The sequence below is a fragment of the Amycolatopsis sp. SB7-3 genome (assembly GCF_041021335.1).
Classification (GTDB): Bacteria; Actinomycetota; Actinomycetes; order Mycobacteriales; family Pseudonocardiaceae; genus Amycolatopsis; species Amycolatopsis japonica.
The window spans coordinates 2427348-2444696 of record NZ_JBFPJQ010000001.1 but is presented as its reverse complement, the minus strand read 5'-3'; the positions used below and the strand labels follow the sequence as shown (position 1 = coordinate 2444696).

The following is a 17349-nucleotide window of genomic DNA, read 5'->3' as shown; positions in this document are numbered from 1 at the left end:
ACTAGAGTTTCACAGTGCGGAAAAGGCCTGAGAGATAGCAGTATCACCCGAGATCGCTTCGAGGACGCGTCCCGCCGTGGACGGGTTGTCGAGCAGCGCGACGAGGATCGCGGCGACGTCCTGCCGGGGAATGGGCCCGCGTCCGGTGGACTCGGCGATCAAGATCTTGCCGGTGCCTTCGTCGTTGGTGAGCTGCCCCGGCCGCAGGATCGTCCAGTCGAGATCGCGGGCGCGCAGATCGTCTTCGGCCGCTTTCTTGGCCTTGAGGTAGATCCGGAAATCGTCCGGGACGTCCGCGGTCTCCCATTTGTCCGCGCCCATGGAGCCGACCTGGACATGCCGCCGGACGCCCGCCCGCTCGGAGGCGGCCGCGAAGAGTTCGGCGGCCGCTCTGTCCACAGTGTCCTTACGGGCGGTCCCGCTGCCCGGCCCCGCGCCCGCCGCGAAGATGGCGGCGTCGGCGCCGTCGAGCACCTTGGCGACGGCGTCCACATCGGACTTTTCCAGATCGAGGACGACCGCTTCGGCACCGGCGGCTTCGAGATCGGCGACGTGATCGGGATTGCGCACGATCCCCACCGCCTGATCACCGCGTGCGGAGAGCAGCTTCTCCAGCTTCAGCGCGATCTGTCCGTGTCCACCCGCAATGACGACTCGCATGGACCCGACGGTAGCGCGTTCAGTCCACTTCGGCAGGAAGCTCGGTTTCGCGGAGCAGCTGCTCGTAGACGATCTCGTTGACCAGGCGCGAGACCGGGTCCTCGTCGAGGATCATGCGCTCGCCGTGACCCTCGAGGTCGAGGTCGGCCACCGCGTTGGGGTCGGCGGTGACGATGCCGAGCCCGTAGGCACGGGCACGCGGCAGGCAGTTGCCGACGTAGTCTTCCGTCAGTACGGCAGGCGATGGGAGAACCATCGCGGCCTCGCCGTAACGTGCGAACGGAACCGCGGAGGCCATCGCGGTGCGCCAGTGCCGGGCGACCGCGAGGACGCCGATGATCTCGGCGGCCGGCGCGGGTGCGGTCGCGGCCAGCTCTGGCCATGTCCAGGTGTCGACGGTGGCGCGATCGACGACGGGACCCATGCCCATCGCGATGCGCTCCGCGTGCACGTCGGTACGGAGCCGGGCGACCACGCAGATCTTGCGGCCGAGCACGGTGGTCTCCGGCAAGACGATGCCGTTCCAACCGAGCAGGGCGGCCGCCTTGCGCGAAAGCTCCCCGACGCTCGCGGGCAGTTCGATCGGCGGCACCACCCGGCTCGGCAGTGACCGGCTGCGCTTCGCGCCACCGGCGACCGTCGAGCTCTCCATGTTCGGTGTAGCCGCCACGTTCCGCCTCCTTCGAACCTGGTTTCCCTAGGGCTCGTCATCCCCGTGCCACCTCGGTGGAAGCGGCACATGACCTGTCTAACAGGGCGGGGAGGCGGCGGCGCCGGACAACGGGAGTGGCTGCGATCGGCGGCACTTTGTCATCGGTGACCGGTCGGTAGGCGGTCATTCGACTTCAGTCCGACCGTGCCGCCAACCGAGTGAGAGGGAGGTAAGTGGTGTTACCCGGTGTCTCCGAACGGTCACGGGGAACGAAACGGGACGTTAGGCCATTCGGCCCAGCGAATACTCATTCCACTTTGGACTTTCGCAGGTCAGGTCAGGAGATCGTCGCGGTACGAAGGAGTTCTTCGATGCCCGGCGTCCGCCACTCGTCCATCACCACGATTTGCCTGTCCGCAAGGAACCAGATCCGCTGCGTCACTTGCGTCTCGCCGCTTCCGCCCGTCTGTCCACGAGGAACACACTGGATCGTCCACTCCTCGTAGGTCGCCGTCGCCCCGCCGACCGGTGCGGTGGCGGAAGTCGTCCGCGCGGCGTCACCCTCTTGGCGGAGGTCCTTCCGCCCGGCGGCGTTGCAGGCCCGTCCGCCCGCGCTGCGCCGGTAGAACTCGCCCGGCAGGTACGGCGGCTGCTCGGCGGAGCGCTGGGTGTTGTCCGTGAGGAGGACGTACTTGCAGTTGAAGTACTTCTTGGGATCCGGACAGCCCGGAGCGACGAGCACCTTCTCCAGCCCCTGCGAGACCACCGACCAGTCCTGCGGCAGGTGCAGGGTGAGCGCGCCGGCCGAGACGTCGGTGACGCCCTGCGCGGGCGGGGCGGACGACGTGCCTTTGACCACCTTTCCGCTGGTCACGCCGTCGACAAGGGCAGGGTTCAGCAAATCGCGCACCTTGTCGTACGGCAGCGTGAGGTCCTTGACGCTGCAGGCGGTGGAGAAGCCGAGATCGGTCAGGTTGACGGTGATCTCGAGGGCCGTCGGCGCGAACGCGAGCCACACCTTCGGGTCTTCGGTGAGGTCCGCCGCCCGGAGCGGCCGGTACGGGAAAACGGTGGTCGGGGCGCCGCATTGCTCCTTGTCGGGCCAGAGGCGTTCGGTCAGTTCCCGGAGGCCGTCGTCGGTGAACTTCCCGGGCGCGAACAGCTCGGCGGGCGTGAGCGCCTTGCCCTCCTTGAGGTCGATCGTCACCGTCGCGCGGCCGTAACCCCAGGTCGGATGCGGTTTGTTCACGAGGTCGTGGGTGTAGCGCACCGAGAGGTACCGCTCGTTCTCCGTGCGGATGTCGGCCTTCGTGGTCAGTGTGTACGGGCCGCGTTCCGGCTCCAGCTTGGCGGCACCGGGGCCGGTTTTGCGGTTCCAGGCGTCGATCGGCGCGGTCAGCGCGTCGTTGACCCGTTTGAGCCAGGCTTGATCGGGCGACCCGGTCACCTCCGGCCGTTCGCCGGTGTAGGCGAGGGTCGTGCCGGGCACTGTCCCGGACTCGGTCTTCATGGCGACCTTGAGTGCGACGGCCTGCTGAGTGGTCGGCGGTGACGGGGGCGGGGTGCTCGCGTCGGAGAAGACGACCACCGAGCCGACCACGGCGGCCGTCGCCGCGATGACGCCGGCGGTGATCTTCAGCCCGACCGCGATCCCGCCGGTCGACGCGGCCGCCGCACCCGTTCCGGCGGCGGCGACGCCGGGCGCGGCCGCCGTACCGGCGCTGAGCAGGACCAACGGCGTCGCGGCGGCGAGCACGCCCGCCGCCTTCGCCAGCCTCGACCAGCCCTTGCGTTCCCATTCGTCGCCGTATCCCGCGCGGGCGACGCGTTCCAGTTCGCTGACGAACACGAGCGCGTCGACCGGCCGTTTCGACGGGTCCTTCGCCATCCCCAGCGCGACGATCTCGTGCACTGGCTGGGGGACTTCGCCGAACGGGATGGGCGCGTGTTCGTGCAGCGTGCGCAGCACTTCGGTCTGCTCGGCCTCGTACGGCCGATGCCCGGCGACGCAGTGGAAGAACACGCAGGTCGCGGCGTAGACGTCGGTCGCGGGAGTGGCCTGCCCGCCGGACCACTGCTCGGGCGCCATGTACGCGGGCGTGCCGACGGACGGGCCGCGTTCACCCGCCAGGACGGCCGTGCCGAAGTCGACCAGTTTGCTCTCGCCGGTGTCGGCGACGAGGACGTTGGCCGGTTTGTAGTCCCGGTGGACGACGTTCGCGGAGTGCGCCGCGGCCAGCCCGAGCAGCGATCCCTTCAGGACCGCGAGGGCGGCTTCGGGTTCGAGAGCGCCTTCGGCCTGCAGGACGGAACGCAGGGAGACGCCGTTGATCGCCTCCATGACGATCGCCGCGCCCTGCGGCGTCTCGAAGAACTCGTACAGCTTCACGACGTGCGGGCTCGTCACCCGGTGCAGCGCCAGGGCTTCCTGGCGGAACGCGTCGAGATAGGCGGGCTCGGCGGCGAAGCGGGAGAAGAGGTACTTGATCGCGACGACGTGGCCCGTGTTGTCCTGGCGCGCGAGCACCACGCGGCCGAAGGTGCCGGTGCCCAGCTGCTCCAGCTCCGTGAAGCCGGGCAGTCTCCACTCGTCGCTCAGTTCCATCGCGCCTCTTCCAGGATCTTGTCGAGGCCTGGAGTGTTCCACTCGTCCACGATCACGAGCTGCGTTTTCGGCAGGAACCAGACCCGCTGAGTGACGCTACCGCCGCCGGAACACGTGAGTCGCCACTCTTCGTAGGCCGCCTTCTTCGTCCCGATCGAACGAAGCTCCTTCGTCTGGAGGACAGGTGACCCCTGCGTCTCCCCTGGTGCCCCGAGCGAGTGACATGGACGCGGGCCGGTGGATCGGTTGTAGGGCTTGCCTGGTTCATACGCCGGCGTGGCCGGATCGACCCGCGAGTTGTCGCTGAAGACCACGCCCGCGCAATGGAACGGCTGGGTGCACTGGTCGGCGGTCACCAGGTAGCGCTCGATGGGTTCGCCGGAGAGCAGTCGCCAGTTTTCCGGCGTGGTGATGGTGAAGGCGCCGACGTTGTCCTCTTTGGTCTTTTCGCCCTGCTTGCCGCCGACCAGGTACGCGACCGCGGGACTCAGCAGGTCACGCAGCCGTTCGTAGGGCACGGTGACGGTCGTCGGATTGCAGACCATCGGGTACCCGAGCGCGAAGGCGGCGACGCGGAACTCCATCCCGTTCGCCGCGGGCGCCGCCTGCACGATCGCCCCGTCCTGGGTGTACCGGTCGGACATCGCGCCCGCGGGAAGGTGCTCAGGCGCCGACGGCGGCGTGGCGAGACACTCGCCCGGTTTGGCCGAGGCGTACATCCGGTCCTCCACCATCCGCATCCGTTCGGCGTTGCCGTCGACGTCGGCGAACAGGTCCGCGGTCGGGATCACGTCGCCGTCGGACAGGTCGATCACGAGGGTCCGGACGGCGTAGGCGCCGTGGTTCCCGAGCTGGACCGTCTCGACCGAGCGTTCGTAGACGACCGAGATCAGCTTGTCGTCCTGGCGCAGGACCTCGGCGGTGGTGGACATATGCGGGATGTCGCCGTCGGGTTCCTTTTCCGGCGGGCTGCCCGGCGGCCAGACGCTCGTGAGCCAGCCGTCGATCGGCGCCATCAGCGCCTTGTTGACCCGTTCCTCGACCGCCTTGTCCTTCAGCCCGCTGATACGGACGTACTTCCCGTTGAAGTCGAAGCCGTCGAGCTTCTCGGTGCGGGTGAGGAGGTCGACCTTCATCGCGGCGACGGTCGTCGTCCGTGGCGGCGCTTCGTCGTCGCTGTTCGTGTTGACCACCACGACCGTCCCGACGGCGACCGCGGTGGCGGCGGCGACCGCGGCGGTGATCTTGAGGCCGAGCGCGATCCCGCCGCCGGCGGTGGCCGCGACCCCGCCACCCGCGAGGACCGGCGCGGCCGCGGTTCCCGCGCCGAGCAGGGCCAACGGGGACAGGGCGACCAGGACACCGGCGCCCTTGGCGAGCCAGTGCCAGCCGTTGCGCTCCCAATCGTCGCCGTACGCCTTCCTGGCGGACGCCTCCAGCTCAGCGACGAATTCGGCCGCGCCCGACGGCCGGTGGGCGACGTCCTTCGCCATGCCGCGCGCGATGAGGTCGCGGACCGGTTCGGGTACTTCGCCGAACGGGATCGGGGCGTATTCGTGCAGCGTGCGCAGCACTTCGGTCTGCTCCGCCTCGTACGGCCGGTGGCCGACGACGCACTGGAAGAACACGCAGGTCGCGGCGTAGACATCGGTCGCCGGGGTGGCGACACCGCCCGCCCACTGCTCGGGCGCCATGTACGCGGGGGTGCCCGCGGCGACCCCGGTCTGCCCGGCGAGCACGGCGATACCGAAGTCGACGAGTTTGCTCTGTCCCTCGCGGGTGACCAGGACGTTGGCCGGTTTGTAGTCGCGGTGGACGGTGCCCGCGGCGTGCGCGCCGGCGAGACCGAGCAGCGAGCCTTTGAGGATGGCCAGCGCGGCTTCGGGTTCGAGCTTCTCCTGGCGGCCGAGGATCTCTTTCAGGGAGATTCCGTGAACGGCTTCCATGATGATCGCGGCCCCTTGCGGGGTCTCCACGAACTGGTGCAGACGGGCGATGTGCGGCCCCGAAACGCGGCTCAGGATCTGCGCCTCATGGCGGAATTCGGCGAGGCGCTGCGGGTCGGCGGCGAACCTCGCATAGAGGTATTTGATGGCCACGACCTGCGCGGATTCGTCGTGGCGGGCCAGCACGACCCGTCCGAATCCACCTTCGCCCAGCGACCCCAGCTCGGTGAAACCCGGCAAGGCCCAGTCGTCCACAGATTCCTCCGCGATTCCCGATCGTGTCCCCTTGGAGGTGAGCTGCGCCGCAGCGGTTCCCCGCCTTCCGGGTTTAGGGTTACCCGTCGGTCACTTGGCCCGTAGCGATGGAGGAACGATGCGTTCGCCGAAGGATTTCTTCGCCCCGCTCGCGGTGGGGGCGCCGGAACCGCTCCGCCAGATCCCCGTGCCTCCTTCGCGGATGATCCATTTCTTCGATCCCAGCAACGAGAAGATGGCCGCCAAGGTCCCGGACATCGCCAAGAAGGTCGACGTCCTGCTCGGCAACCTCGAAGACGCCGTGCGCGCCGACCGCAAGGAGGCCGCGCGGAACGGGCTCGTCTCCATCGCGAAGTCGACCGACTTCGGCAAGACGCAGCTGTGGACGCGCGTCAACAGCCTGGACTCGCCGTGGGTGCTCGACGACCTGATCACCCTGGTCACCGAGATCGGCGACAAACTCGACGTGATCATGGTGCCGAAGGTCGAAGGCGCGCAGGACATCCACTACGTCGACCGGCTGCTGGCGCAGCTCGAAGCGCGGGCCGGGCTGACGAAGCCGCTCCTGGTGCACGCGATCCTGGAGACCGCCAGCGGCGTCGCGAACGTCGAGGAGATCGCCGGCGCGAGCCCCCGGATGCAGGGCATCTCGCTCGGCCCGGCCGACCTCGCCGCGAGCCGCCGGATGAAGACCACCCGGGTGGGTGGCGGGCACCCCGGTTACCTCGTGCGCACGGACCCGACCGGCGAGGACCTGAACGAGGGACGCACGACGTATCAGCAGGATCTGTGGCACTACACCGTCGCGCGGATGGTCGACGCCTGCGCGGCGAACGGGATCCTGCCGTACTACGGGCCGTTCGGCGACATCCGCGACGTCGTGGCCTGTGAGGACCAGTTCCGCAACGCGTTCCTGCTCGGCTGTGTGGGCGCCTGGAGCCTGCACCCGGTGCAGATCGACATCGCCAAGAAGGTGTTCTCGCCTTCGCCCGAGGACGTCGCCTGGGCGCGGCGTGTCATCGCCGAGATGGGTGATGGCACCGGTGCGGTGATGATCGACGGCAAGATGCAGGACGACGCCTCGGTGAAGCAGTGCCGGGTGGTCGCCGAACTCGCGGACGCGCTCGCCGCCGACGATCCTGAACTCGCCGCCGCGTACGACGCGGCCACGAAGGAGGCTTCCGCATGAACCCCCGGCGTTCCGTCCTCTACATGCCCGGCGCGAACGAAAGAGCGCTGGAAAAGGCCAAGACGCTGGACGCGGACGGGCTCATCCTCGATCTCGAAGACGCCGTCGCGCCCGACGCAAAGGAAGCCGCACGTGAACGCGTTTGCGCCGCCGCTTCGTCCAAGGAATACGGCTCGCGCGAGGTGACCATCCGCGTCAACGGACTCGACACCGAATGGCACGACGCCGACCTCCGCGCCGCCGCGCAGGCGGGCCCGGCCGCGGTCGTGGTGCCGAAGGTGAACTCCGCCGCCGAAGTGCACAACATCGAGCGCGCGCTGGAACTCGGCGGCGCGCCGGACCACACGAAGATCTGGGCGATGGTCGAAACGCCGGTCGCGATGCTGCACGCCGAGGAGATCGCCGCCGCGTCCGAGCGGCTGACCGTGCTGGTCATGGGCACGAACGACCTGGCTAAGGAACTGCACGCCGAGTTCGTCCCCGGCCGCGCGCCGCTGCTGGGCGGGCTTTCCCTCGCGCTGCTGGCCGCGCGCGCGACCGGCAAGGCGATCCTCGACGGCGTCTACAACGACGTGAAGGACCTCGAAGGCTTCGAGGCGGAATGCGTGCAGGGACGTCAGTTCGGTTTCGACGGCAAGACGCTGATCCACCCGGCGCAGCTGGAACCGTGCAACCGGATCTTCGCGCCGTCCGAGGAGGAGATCACGCGGTCGCGCAAGATCATCGCGGCGTTCGAGGAGGCGCAGGCGGCCGGGCAGGGCGTCGTGACCGTGGACGGGCGGATGATCGAGAACCTGCACGTGGAGAACGCGCGGCGGATCCTGGCGCTGGCCGAGGCGATCGGCGCTTGACGCATTTAGTCCTCTGAATGCGGTAGTTGGCGAAGCGAACGACCGCATTCAGAGGACTAAATGCATGGGGTGGGGTCAGGGCCAGGGGCGCGGAGTGGGGCGAAGGGTTTCGTAGGCGGCAGCGGCGCGAAGGACGTCGAGGTCGGCGAAGCGGCGCCCGCTGATTTGCAGGCCGATGGGCTGGTCGTCGCTCGTGTAGCCGCAGTTGATCGAGACCGCGGGCTGGCCGGACATGTTGTACGGCACGGTGAACGCGATGTGCTCGAACGGGCGGCGCGGGTCGTTGGTCGGCGAGGGCCAGTCGGCGGGCGGGGCCGAGACCGGGCAGGTCGGGGACAGGACGACGTCGAAACGCTCGGTCGCACGCAGGGTCGCGACGGCGATGGCGTCGATCTGCGCGAAGCCGCGGTAGGCGTCGACACCGCTGACGTCGGCGCCGCCGGCGGCCCAGTCGGCGATGTACGGCAACACCTTCGCGCGGCGGTCTTCGGGCAGGGCCGACATGTCCGACCAGGCACGGACGCGCCAGAAGGTGTCGAGCCCGTCGAGCATTTCCCGGCGCAGGAACGGCGAAACCGGCTCGACGACGGCACCGGCGGCCTCGAAGACACGGGCGGCTTCGGTGACGGCGGCGATCGTCTCGGGCAGAACGGGGAGCCCGACGCCGGGGTCGAGGTGCAGCCCGATCCGCAGGCCCTTGACCTCGCAAGACAGCGCCTCCCAGTCCACAGAGGACGCAGGCAGCGAAAGGTGATCGCGACCGTCCACACCGGACAGAACGCTCATCAGCAGCGCGGTGTCGGCCACGGTCCGCGTCATCGGCCCGGCGACGCGGCCGAGGAACGGCGGATCCACCGGTACGCGGCCGAAGCTCGGCTTCAGCCCGACCAGACCGCACCAGCCGGCGGGCAGCCGGATCGAGCCGCCGATGTCGGTGCCGACGTGCAGTGGGCCGTAGCCCGCGGCGGCCGCCGAACCCGCACCGGCGCTGGAACCGCCGGGCGTGCGCGTGGTGTCCCACGGATTCCGCGACGCGGTGTGGAAACTCGACAGCCCTGACGTCAGCATCCCGTAGTCCGGCATGGTCGTCTTGCCCAGCAGAACCCCACCGGACTCGCGCACGCGAGCGCCCGCCGGGGCGTCTTCGGGCGCGGGCGTCAGCGACGTGGCGGCCGTGCCGAGCGGGACCGGGGTGCCGCGCGTCGCGATGTTCTCCTTGAGCGTCAACGGAACACCGTCGATCGGGCCGAGTGGCTCCCCCGCGTGCCAACGGCTTTCGGACGCCTTCGCGTCTTCGCGTGCTCCGCTCGGGTCGTACGCGTAAAGCGCGTGCAGTTCGGGCTCGCGCGCCTCGACGCGTGCGAGGACCGCTTCGGTGACCTCGACCGGCGACAGCGTCCCAGCGCGGTATTGGGCGACCAGTTCGACGGCGGTCAGATCGGGCAACTCCGGCACGGCAGGGCTCCTTACGTCGCGGGCGGTTCGAAGCGGCCGTCAACCGCGGTCCAGCCGCCGTCCACCGCCAGCACGGAGCCGGTGACGAACGACGACGCGTCCGACGCCAGGTACACGACGGCGCCCGCGAGTTCGTCGGGACGCGCCCATCGGCCGAGCGCGCCCTTGGTCGCGTACGCGTCGTACCAGGCCGGATTCGCCTTGATCTGCGCGGTCAGCGGGGTTTCGACGACACCGGGCGCGATCGCGTTCACCCGCACCCCCGCCGGACCGAACTCCGCCGCGGCCGTGCGGAACAGCTGCACCAGCCCGGCTTTCGTCGCCGCGTACGGGCCTTGGCCGGGCTCGACGGTGGTGCCGCGGATCGACGAGAACCCGATGATGCTCCCCCGCCCGCGCTCGACCATCCCGGCGCCGAACGCGCGGACGACCTCGAAGGTCGCGCCGAGGTTCAGCGCGAGCACCCGGTCGAATTCCTCGCGCGTGTACTCCAGCAGCCGTTTGCGCACGTTGGTCGCGGCGGTCAGCACGACGACGTCGATCTCGCCGAGTTCCTCCGCCGCCCGCGCCGCCGCGCCTTCCGAGAGCAGGTCGATCTCGTACGCCTCGCCCACGCCGGTTTCCTTGGCGGCGGCGACATCGCGATCCGCGACGATCACCTCGGCGCCGTGCGCTGCCAGTGCCTTCGCGGATTCGCGGCCGATCCCGCTGCCACCGCCGAGGACGACGGCCCGCTTCCCGTCGAGCCGGAACAGGTTTTCATACGTCACGGGCGCAGCACCGCCATTCTCGTCACGGTCAGTTCTTCGACCGCGAACCGCGGCCCTTCCCGCCCGATCCCGGAGTCCTTCACACCGCCGTACGGCATGGTGTCGGACCGGAACCCGGGCACCTCGTTGACCACCACGCCGCCGACTTCGAGCTCGTCGAGCGCGCGGAACGCCGTCTTCAACGACGTGCTGAACACCGAGGCGTGCAGCCCGTAGCGCGACGCGTTGACCGCATCGAACGCTTCGTCCACAGAGGACACAGTGCGGACACAGACCACGGGGCCGAAGATCTCCTCGTCCCAGCATTCGACGCCGTCGGGCACGTCGAGCAGCACGGTCGGCCGGATCACCGTGCCGTCGACACCGCCTCCGACCAGCCGCGCACCGGCCGAAGTCGCTTTGTCGACCCACTCCTGTACGCGCCGCGTCGAGCCCGGGTCGATCAGCGCCGAAACCCGCGTCTTCTCGTCGCGGGGGTCACCGGTGACGACCTCGCCGAGCCGCGCCAGCACCCGTTCGGTGAACTCCTCGGCGACAGCGTCGACGACCAGCACCCGCTGCACCGAAATGCAGGCCTGCCCGGACGCGTAGAAACCGCCGCGCAGCACGGCGTCCGCGGCGGCGTCGAGATCCGCGTCCTCCGCGACCACCAGTGCCGCGTTGGAGCCCAGCTCCAGCAACGTCTTCGTGGGTGCGGCGTCGCGAGCGATCCGGTGCCCGACCAGCGCGGATCCGGTGAACGACACCGCGCCGACCCGCCGGTCCGTGACCAGCGCCGAGCCGACGGCCGCGTCGCCGGTGACCAGCTGGACCATCGCGGGCAGGTCGGTCAGCGAGCGCACCAGATGCACGAGCCACAACGTCGCCAGCGGCGTCTGCGGCGCGGGTTTCACCACCACCGGGCAACCGGCCGCGATGGCGGGCGCGATCTTGTGCGACGCCAGGAGCAGCGGATAGTTGAAGCCGGCGATGCCGACCACCACGCCGATCGGCTTGCGTTTCCAGAACCCGACCAGTCCGTCGCCGGACGGCAGCAGGTCGAGCGGGACGGTCTCACCGTGCAGCCGCGAGACCTCCTCGGCGGCGGCCTGCCAGGTGACGATCGTGCGGGCGACCTCGACACGGCAATCGACCAGCGGCTTTCCGGTCTCCAGCACCAGAAGCTGCTCGAAGTCGGAGCGGCGGGCTTCCAAAGCGGCGGCGACGGCGTTTAGCAGCGACCGCCGGGTCCGCGACGGCAGGGCCGCGACCTGCTTGAACACCGCGACCGCCTCGTCGATCGCCCGCGTGGCCAGCTCCGGCGTCCCGACCGGCGCCCGGCCGATCTCGCTCCCGTCGAACGGGAAGTTCACCGGCAATGTGTCCACAGTGGACACCCAGCTGTCACCGATCGGCAAGCCTTCCGGATATTCAGGCATCGTCCCCTCCCCTCAACCGCGCCAGTTCGGCCCGCAGATTCGGCGCGGCCGCCAGCAGTTCCCTGGTGTACTCGTGTTCCGGCGCGTCGTAGACCTGGTCGACGTCGCCGATCTCGACGATCTCCCCGCGCCGCATCACCGCGACCCGGTCACAGACGTGCCGCACCACGCCGAGATCGTGCGAGACGAAGATCAGCGTCAGCGAATACAGCTCGACCAGCGACGCGAGCAGGTCGAGGATCTGCTTCCGCACCGAGACGTCGAGCGCGCTGACCGGTTCGTCCGCGATGAGGACGCTCGGATTCGGCGCGAGCGCCCGCGCGATCGAGATGCGCTGCCGTTGCCCGCCGGAGAACTGGTGCGGATAGCGGCCGGCGGCGTCCTCGGGCAGCCCGACGGCCTTCAGCAGCTCCGAAACCCGCGCGGAATCCCGTCGGCCCAGCGGTTCGGAGATGATGTCGCGCACCCGCATCCGCGGATCGAGCGAACCCATCGGATCCTGGAAGACGATCTGCAGCTCCGACCGCAGGAAACCGAGTTTGCGCTCCGGCAACGTGTCGACGCGTTTGCCCTGGAACGAGACGCTGCCCGCCGTCGGCTTGTCGAGCGCGGCCAGCAATCTGACCAAAGTGGACTTTCCCGAACCGGATTCGCCGACAATCCCAAAGCGTTGACCGGCCTCGACGTCGAACGACACACCGCGCAAGGCGTGGACATCACGCCTGGTGTAGCGGCGTTCCAAATCTCTCACCGAGATCATCATCGGCTCGCCTCCAGATCCGAAGCGGCCAACAGCTTCTTCGTGTACTCATGCTGTGGCGCGGTGAGGACGTCGCGGGTGGTACCGGCTTCGACGATCTCGCCGTCCAGCATCACCAGCACCCGCTCGCACACCGACGCCACGACGGCGAGGTCGTGCGTGATGAACAGCAGCGCGCTCTCCCGCTCCCGCACGCCGTCGAGGATCAGTTCCAGGATCTGCGCCTGCACCGTGACGTCCAGCGCGGTCGTCGGCTCGTCGCAGATCAGCAGCTTCGGGTCGTTGGCCAGCGCGATCGCGAGGACGACACGTTGCCGCTGCCCGCCGGACAGCTGATGCGGATACGCGCGAGCGACCCCGGGCAATCCGACGGACGCCAGCAAGGACTCGGGATCCTTCCCGCTCTTGCGATGGATCCGCATCGGCTCGGCCACCTGCGCACCGACCCGCATCGCCGGGTTCAGCGCGGTCATCGGCTCCTGGAACACCATCGAGAGTTCGTTGCCGCGCAACCGCGACAGCTCCTTCTCCGGCGCGCCGAGCAGCTCGCGGCCGTCGAGTTTCACCGATCCGGAGGCGGCGAGCTCTTCGGGCAGCAGCCCCATGATCGACAACGCCGTCAACGATTTCCCGGAACCGGACTCGCCGATCAACCCGACACGCTCACCGCGCGCGATGCCGAACGAGACGTCGCGGACCAGGCCGCCGATGCCGAGACCGTCTACCCGCAGTGTCATAGCCGCGCCGCCAATCGGGGATCGAGACGATCGCGCAGGCCGTCGCCGAGCAGGTTGAACCCGAGGACGGCGATGGCGATCGCGACACCGGGCACGAGCGCGAGCCGCGGATGCAGGGTCAGGAACACCTGGGATTCCTGCAGCATGCGGCCCCACGACGGGGTCGGCGGCCGCGTGCCGAAGCCGAGGAACGACAACGCCGCTTCCGCGAGCACGGCGATCGCGAACGACACCGACGCCTGCACGATCAGCAGCCCGGAGATGTTCGGCAGCACATGCCGCGCCGCGATGTTCAGCCGCGACCGGCCCGCCGACCGGGCGGCCAGCACGAACTCGCTGCTCATCACCTGCAGCGTCCCCGAACGCGCGATCCGCGCGAACGACGGGATGGTCGCGATACCGATCGCCACCATCGCGGTCAGCGTGTCCGCCCCGAACACCGCGCCGAACATGATCGCCAGCAGCAACGCGGGGAACGCGAGCAAGAGATCGTTGACCCGCATGACGAATTCGCCGAGCCACCGCGACGACATCCCGGCGAGGATCCCGAGCGGCGTCCCGATCACCGCGGCGATCCCGACCGCGACCACGCCGACGTACAACGTCGTCCGCGCGCCGACCATGATCTGGCTGAGCACGTCGCGGCCGAAGCTGTCGGTGCCGAGCGGGTTCGAGCCGCTGAAATCGTGCAGCCGGTTGGCCGCGTCGACCTTCACCGGGTCGAACGGCGTCCACACGAACGAGAGCAGCGCGGCGACGACGATCAACGCGACCAGGACGCCGCCGATGACGAGACTGCGGCTACGCATCAGGAACCCCGCAATCTCGGGTCGAGCACCGTGTACAGGACGTCGACCACGAAGTTCACCAGCAATACGCCGACCACCAGGACCAGCACGATCCCCTGCACGGACAACAGATCCCGCGACGCCACCGAGTCGAGCAGCATGCTGCCCAGGCCCGGCAGGACGAACACGCGCTCGACGACGACGGCGCCGATCAGCAGCGTCGACAGTTGCAGCCCCAGCACCGTCACCACCGGCACGGCGGCGTTGCGCAGACCGTGGCGGAACAAGGCTTGGAACGGTCGCAGCCCCTTGGATCGCGCCGTGCGCAAGTAGTCCTGGCCGAGCGTGTCGAGTACGGCCGACCGGACGTAGCGCGTGAGCACCGCGCCTTGCACCAGCCCCAAGGACAACGCGGGCAGGACGAGACCGCGGAGGAACTCGCCCGGATCCTGCACCGGCGGTGTCCAGCCGCCGGAGGGCAGCCAGCGCAACTGCACCGCGAAGATCTGCACCAGGATGATGCCGGCGAGGAACGCGGGGATCGCGACGCCGATCTGCGACAGCCCGGAAAGCGCGGTGCCGTCGGCCTTCCGGTGCCGCACCGCGGCGAACGTCCCGGCCGGGACGGCGATCAGCAACGCCACCAGCATCCCGGCCCCGACCAGCCACAACGTGACGCCGAGCCGGTCGGTCAGCGCGGGCCCGATTTCCTCGCGCGTGACGTACGAGCGGCCGAAGTCGCCTTGCAGGACACCGCCGATCCAGTCGAAGTACTGCGTCACGAGCGGCCTGTCGATGCCGAATTCGGCGCGCGTTTTCGCGATCAGTTCCGGGGTCGCGTTGACGCCGAGCGCGACCTGCGCCGGATCGCCCGGCAACACGGCCATGAACAGGAACACCACGATGGACGCGACCAGCACACTGGCCACCAGGATCGCCACGCGGCGCACGATCTTGACCGTCATCGCGGCGCCAATCCCGTGAGATCGAAGGACTCGCTGACCTGGTTGCGGACGAACCCGGTCACCTTGTTCTTCGCCACGATCACGTTGGGGAACAGGAAGAGCCAGTCCGCGGCGGCGTCTTCGGACAGCCTCCGCGCGACCTGCCGCATCGCGTCGATCTGCTCCTGGGGCGTTCCGGCGTCGGCCTTCGCCAGGTTCTGCTGGACGGGCTTGCCGTCGTAACCCCAGTAGTACTTGGGCCTGCCGAAGGTGACGATGTCGCGCGCCTCGACGTGCTGGATGATCGACAGGTCGTAGTCGTGGTCGGTGAAGACCTGCTTGAGCCACACCGCCGGGAAGTCCAGCGGCTCGATCGTCACCGTGACCCCAACGTCCGCCAACTGCGAGGACACCACCTGCGCGGCCGATACCGCGTACGGCAGGTTCGGAATCCTCAGCCGCAGTGAGGGATTCGGCTGTCCTGCTTCCGCGAGCAGCGCTTTCGCCTTCGCGGGATCGAACGGATACGCGTTCGAGAGGTCTTCGTACCAGGGGTCCGTCGGCGGGACCATACTGCCGATGAGCGTGCCGCGACCAGCCCACGCCGTGTCCAGTAACGCTTTCCGGTCGATCGCGTACGACAGCGCTTTCCTCACCCGGACGTCGTTCAGCGGCGGGCGCGCGTTGTTGAACGCGAGCGTGACCTCGCTGTTGGTCGTGCCTTCGACGACGGTGAACCGGTCGTCGCTCTGGAACTGCGGGATAGAATCCGGCACGGTGATCGCGGAGATGACGTCGATCCCGTTGCTGAGCAAGGCGTTGTTGAGCGCCGTCGGATCCTTGATGTACTTGAGGACCACCGTGGAGTAGGCCGGTTTCGTGCCCCAGTACGCGGGATTCTGCTTGAGGACGATGGAATCGCCACGACGTCGCGAGGACACCGTGTACGGCCCGGTGCCGACCGGTTTGTTCGCCAGATCCGCGACCCCGGTCGGGCTGAACATCGCGCCGAGGCGGCTGGTGAGGCTGAACAGCCAGCCGTTGCTGGGTTTCGTGAGCACGACCCGCGCGTGGTCCGGCGCCACCACGTCGACCCGATCGACGACGTCCATTGTGGACTTGATCGACACGGTCCAGTCGGTCTTCACGCGCATCAGCGAGAACTTGACGTCCTCGGCGGTGAACGGGGCCCCGTTGCTGAACTTCGCGTTCTTCCGCAGCTTGAAGTCGTAGGTCTTGCGGTCTTCCGAAATCGTCCACGATTCGGCCAGCAGTGGCACGATCTTCGCGTTCGCGTCGAGCTTCACCAGGCCCTCGTAGACGTTGTAGAGCAACGCCTGCGGGATGGCGGCGCCGTCCGTGCGGGTGAAGTCGAAGTTCGCGGGTTCGGCGGTGTAGCCGATGGCGAGGGTGCCAGGGTCCTTGGCCACGGTGGCACTCGAGCCGGCGGAGCAGCCGGACGCCACCAGCAGCAACGCCACCACTGCCGCGTGAATCCGGGCTTTCATCCTGCCCCCTGACCGGTAGACTGGTCTGACCAGTAAACCAGACGAGACGGCAGGGTCAAGATGGAATTCGAGCCGGTCGCCCCTGTCCGCGCGTACCAGCGTGTCGTCGAACAGATCGAGGAAGCCGTGTTCAGCGGCCGGATCAAACCGGGCGACCGGTTGCCGAGCGAACGCGAGCTGATGGTCCAGTTCGACGTCGGCCGCTCGACCGTGCGCGAGGCACTGCGTGTACTGCAAGCAGCGGAAATGATCCGCTCGCGGCCAGGCGATCCGCGCGGTCCCGAGGTTCTGGCCGCCTCCCCCGCCGCGTTGCACCGGTCGATGCACCGGCTCGCGCGGGCCGACCATCTCGGGTTGTCCGAACTCCTGCAGTTCCGCATGGTGCTCGACGGTTCCGCACATCTGCTCGCCGCGCAGCTCAGGACGGAGGACCACCTCGCCGAGCTCGACGCCGCGCTGGAGGCGATGCGCGCGGGTGTCTCGAAGGGATTCGCTGAGTTCTCGCACGCGGACGTCGCGTTCCACGAGGCCATCGCCCGCGCGACGGGGAATCCGCTGCTGGTGATCAGCGGCGAGGTCGTCCGCGGCGTCGTACTGGAACTCATCGAGGACAAACTGGAGCACGCCGACGACCGTTCGGCGTTGATGCGCAACTGGCTGACGCATCACGAAGAGGTGCTCGGCGCGATCCGGGATTCCGACGGCGAGCGCGCTTCGCGACTGGCGAAGCAGGCGCTCTACGACAACTACGCCGAGTACGTCCCCGAAGAGCAACGGCGTCTCTTGCAGCCACTACTCGCCTGACCACCCT

General features: G+C 68.8%; 15 protein-coding genes. 3 read left to right on the top strand and 12 right to left on the bottom strand.

Annotated elements, in window-relative coordinates:
* Window positions 1-9: 9 nt before the first annotated feature.
* The 4 genes from AB8M46_RS11945 to AB8M46_RS11930 all read right to left on the bottom strand — a co-directional run bounded on the left by AB8M46_RS11945 (window position 10) and on the right by AB8M46_RS11930 (window position 6118).
* Window positions 10-660, bottom strand: coding sequence for an NAD(P)H-binding protein (locus AB8M46_RS11945; RefSeq protein ID WP_378424629.1), 651 nt, complete (start codon window positions 658-660; stop codon window positions 10-12).
* Window positions 661-679: 19 nt separating this feature from the next.
* A complete protein-coding gene (locus AB8M46_RS11940; RefSeq protein WP_037333848.1) occupies window positions 680-1330 on the bottom strand; it encodes a hypothetical protein in 651 nt (216 codons plus the stop codon).
* 319 nt (window positions 1331-1649) lie between these two features.
* Window positions 1650-3917, bottom strand: coding sequence for a serine/threonine-protein kinase (locus AB8M46_RS11935; RefSeq protein WP_394360287.1), 2268 nt, complete (start codon window positions 3915-3917; stop codon window positions 1650-1652).
* Window positions 3908-6118: a serine/threonine-protein kinase gene (locus tag AB8M46_RS11930; RefSeq protein ID WP_394360286.1), complete on the bottom strand. Its 2211-nt coding sequence runs from the start codon at window positions 6116-6118 to the stop codon at window positions 3908-3910. Before AB8M46_RS11930 ends, AB8M46_RS11935 begins: the two co-directional genes overlap by 10 nt.
* 118 nt (window positions 6119-6236) lie before the next feature.
* On the opposite strand from AB8M46_RS11930, the gene AB8M46_RS11925 reads away from it, so the two are divergent.
* Both AB8M46_RS11925 and AB8M46_RS11920 read left to right on the top strand, forming a co-directional pair.
* Window positions 6237-7307, top strand: coding sequence for a CoA ester lyase (locus AB8M46_RS11925; protein WP_037333861.1), 1071 nt, complete (start codon window positions 6237-6239; stop codon window positions 7305-7307).
* Window positions 7304-8158 carry a CoA ester lyase gene (locus AB8M46_RS11920; RefSeq protein ID WP_037333864.1) on the top strand — a complete coding sequence of 285 codons (855 nt, stop codon included), beginning with the start codon at window positions 7304-7306 and terminating at the stop codon, window positions 8156-8158. The genes AB8M46_RS11925 and AB8M46_RS11920 overlap by 4 nt, the downstream gene beginning before the upstream one ends.
* 75 nt (window positions 8159-8233) lie before the next feature.
* On the opposite strand, the gene AB8M46_RS11915 is transcribed toward AB8M46_RS11920, so the two are convergent.
* From AB8M46_RS11915 to AB8M46_RS11880, 8 genes are read right to left on the bottom strand one after another with little or no spacing between them, the layout of a single operon-like run.
* Entirely contained in the window at window positions 8234-9613 is a 1380-nt protein-coding gene (locus tag AB8M46_RS11915) for an amidase (protein ID WP_394360285.1), read from the bottom strand.
* 11 nt (window positions 9614-9624) lie between these two features.
* Complete coding sequence (locus AB8M46_RS11910) at window positions 9625-10383, bottom strand: SDR family NAD(P)-dependent oxidoreductase (protein WP_394360284.1); 759 nt, start codon at window positions 10381-10383, stop codon at window positions 9625-9627.
* Window positions 10380-11801, bottom strand: a complete 1422-nt coding sequence (locus tag AB8M46_RS11905) for an aldehyde dehydrogenase family protein (protein WP_394360283.1) — start codon at window positions 11799-11801, stop codon at window positions 10380-10382. The genes AB8M46_RS11910 and AB8M46_RS11905 overlap by 4 nt, the downstream gene beginning before the upstream one ends.
* Window positions 11794-12564 carry an ABC transporter ATP-binding protein gene (locus tag AB8M46_RS11900; protein ID WP_394360282.1) on the bottom strand — a complete coding sequence of 257 codons (771 nt, stop codon included), beginning with the start codon at window positions 12562-12564 and terminating at the stop codon, window positions 11794-11796. The genes AB8M46_RS11905 and AB8M46_RS11900 overlap by 8 nt, the downstream gene beginning before the upstream one ends.
* Complete coding sequence (locus AB8M46_RS11895; RefSeq protein ID WP_394360281.1) at window positions 12561-13298, bottom strand: ATP-binding cassette domain-containing protein; 738 nt, start codon at window positions 13296-13298, stop codon at window positions 12561-12563. The genes AB8M46_RS11900 and AB8M46_RS11895 overlap by 4 nt, the downstream gene beginning before the upstream one ends.
* Window positions 13295-14107: an ABC transporter permease gene (locus AB8M46_RS11890; RefSeq protein ID WP_394360280.1), complete on the bottom strand. Its 813-nt coding sequence runs from the start codon at window positions 14105-14107 to the stop codon at window positions 13295-13297. The genes AB8M46_RS11895 and AB8M46_RS11890 overlap by 4 nt, the downstream gene beginning before the upstream one ends.
* Window positions 14107-15051, bottom strand: coding sequence for an ABC transporter permease (locus AB8M46_RS11885; protein WP_125686421.1), 945 nt, complete (start codon window positions 15049-15051; stop codon window positions 14107-14109). The genes AB8M46_RS11890 and AB8M46_RS11885 overlap by 1 nt, the downstream gene beginning before the upstream one ends.
* Window positions 15048-16538 (bottom strand): ABC transporter substrate-binding protein, encoded by a 1491-nt coding sequence (locus tag AB8M46_RS11880; protein WP_394360279.1) that lies wholly within the window; start codon window positions 16536-16538, stop codon window positions 15048-15050. Before AB8M46_RS11880 ends, AB8M46_RS11885 begins: the two co-directional genes overlap by 4 nt.
* Before the next feature lie 60 nt (window positions 16539-16598).
* Here AB8M46_RS11880 and AB8M46_RS11875 point away from each other — a divergent pair, with 60 nt between their 5' ends.
* Window positions 16599-17342 carry a FadR/GntR family transcriptional regulator gene (locus tag AB8M46_RS11875; protein ID WP_394360278.1) on the top strand — a complete coding sequence of 248 codons (744 nt, stop codon included), beginning with the start codon at window positions 16599-16601 and terminating at the stop codon, window positions 17340-17342.
* The last annotated feature ends 7 nt before the right edge of the window (window positions 17343-17349 follow it).